The 1742-nt window shown below is 64.9% G+C and carries 2 protein-coding genes and 1 pseudogene; all 3 read right to left on the bottom strand.

Features of this window, described 5'->3' with window-relative positions; genetic code table 11:
- Window positions 1-387 (bottom strand): annotated as a pseudogene (locus tag A2J03_RS16235) (sensor domain-containing protein); the annotation flags it as partial.
- A gap of 97 nt (window positions 388-484) precedes the next feature.
- Window positions 485-1105: an MBL fold metallo-hydrolase gene (locus A2J03_RS16230; protein WP_068375858.1), complete on the bottom strand. Its 621-nt coding sequence runs from the start codon at window positions 1103-1105 to the stop codon at window positions 485-487.
- A 2-nt stretch (window positions 1106-1107) separates the two neighbouring features.
- The coding region (locus tag A2J03_RS16225; protein WP_156520420.1) for a zinc-binding dehydrogenase at window positions 1108-1742 on the bottom strand (635 nt) is incomplete at its 5' end.

Here is a 1742-nt window from a genome sequence, read left to right as displayed (position 1 = left end):
CACCGAGATGAGCTCGACCGAGATCGTGGCTCGATTGGCGTTGTCCGTACCCACGATCATCGATGCCGAGCCGGGTTGTACGTCCTTCGGCTTGCATCCTGCGGGCGACACCTCGGCTCCGGCCGGAATGCCCGTGAGATCCGGCGATGCTTGCGCAATTGCCTGCGGTGGCAGGACGATGGCGTCGTACGACGGCGGGAACACCGACGGATCGATGAGCAGAGCGTCGAGATCGTCGCCATCGCTCGGCGTCGCGGACGCATCCCCTTGACCGACGGGCGCGGGCGTACCCGCCACATCGGAGCCGCACCCGGCAAGTGCCAACGCAGCGCCCAGTCCGATCACGAGAAGAGTCGGGCGAGACCAGAAAGTAGAGCGGCGCAGCACGGAAGATCCTCCAAACGAAACACACGGCAAGTTGCAGATGTCCGGTTCCACCCTCTCACCGATGTGTGGAACCGGACGTTAGGCACGCTGACCCGAATCAGTTTCCGCGAGCGATCCATTCCTCGAGATGCGGCGATTCGTCACCGATGCTGGTTCCGTCGCCGTGCCCGGTGTTGACCTTCGTCTCGGCAGGCAATGCGAACAGACGTTCCCGGATCGAGCCGATGATGGTCGGGAAGTCGGAGTACGAACGCCCCGTTGCACCGGGGCCGCCGGAGAACAAGGTGTCCCCGGAGAAGAGCTGGCCGGCTTCGGGCAGGTACAGGCAGGTCGACCCCGGCGAGTGACCCGGGGTGTGGAGCGCAAGGATCTCCGTCCCTGCCACCGAGAGCCGCTGTCCGTCTTCGAGAACGGCGTGCGTGATACCTGGATGTGTCTGTTCCCACAGCACGTCGTCGGCCGGGTGCAGCAGTATCGGCGCGTCGAGTTCCGCGGACAGTTCAGGGGCTACCGTGACGTGATCGTTGTGTCCGTGTGTACAGACGATCGCCCTGACCGTTCGGCCGGCTACCGCGTCGATGATCGGACGGGCGTTGTGTGCAGCATCGACGATCACTACCTCGCTGTCGTCCCCGATAAGCCAGATGTTGTTGTCGACGTCCCATTCACCCCCGTCGAGCGCGAACGTTCCCGATGTGACGACCTTCTCCACTCGCATACTCACAGTTCGACGACCGAACGCAGAACTGTTCCCTTGTGCATCGCCGAGAACGCGGCCTCGACGTCCTCGATCCCGATGCGCTCGGTCGCGAACTTCTCCAGCGGCAACCGACCCTGCTCGTACAGATCGACCAGCATCGGGAAGTCGCGCTCCGGCAAGCAATCGCCGTACCACGACGACTTGAGCGATCCACCGCGCGAGAAGAAGTCGATCAGCGGCATCTCCAGCTGCATGTCCGGCGTCGGCACGCCCACCAACACCACCGTGCCGGCCAGGTCGCGCGCGTAGAACGCTTGCTTCCACGTCTCGGGCCGTCCCACCGCGTCGATCACGACGTCGGCCCCGAAGCCATCGGTCAATTCCTGCACGGCTTCGACTGCATCGACCTTCGAGGCGTCGACGGTGTGCGTCGCACCGATATCCTTCGCCCACTCGAGCTTGCCCGGATCGCGGTCCACCGCGATGATCGTCGTCGCCCCGGCCAGACGGGCGCCCGCGATGGCCGCGTCGCCGACGCCGCCACATCCGATGACGGCCACCGAATCACCGCGAGAAACGTTGCCGGTGTTCATGGCCGCACCGAGACCCGCCATCACTCCGCACCCGAGCAACCCGACGACCGCGGGATCCGACT

The organism is Rhodococcus sp. EPR-157 (assembly GCF_001647195.1).
Classification (GTDB): Bacteria; Actinomycetota; Actinomycetes; order Mycobacteriales; family Mycobacteriaceae; genus Rhodococcoides.
This window is presented reverse-complemented; position numbering and strand designations above follow the sequence as displayed.

Excerpts from the sequence above, each read along its gene's own strand:
- A2J03_RS16230 (WP_068375858.1), bottom strand. The coding sequence starts at position 1,105 with ATGCGAGTGGAGAAGGTCGTCACATCGGGAACGTTCGCGCTCGACGGG.